Here is a 222-nt window from a genome sequence, read left to right on the forward strand (position 1 = left end):
TCGAGGCCATAAAGTCGGCTTACATGGCCCAGGTGCAGTACAGCATGTGGGTGACACGAAAAGATGCCTGGTACTTTGCCAACTATGACCCGCGTATGAAACGTGAAGGACTGCATTATGTCGTGGTTGAGCGGGATGAAAAGTACATGACGAGTTTTGACGAGATGGTGCCGGAGTTCATCGAAAAAATGGACGAGGCACTGGCTGAAATTGGTTTTGTAT

General features: G+C 48.6%; 1 pseudogene. It reads left to right on the top strand.

From position 1 onward, the window contains the following. Positions 1–222, top strand: a pseudogene (locus HEN33_RS26095) (exonuclease); the annotation flags it as partial.

Origin of the sequence: Escherichia sp. 94.0001 (assembly GCF_013369155.2) — a bacterium.
GTDB lineage: Bacteria > Pseudomonadota > Gammaproteobacteria > Enterobacterales > Enterobacteriaceae > Escherichia > Escherichia coli_F.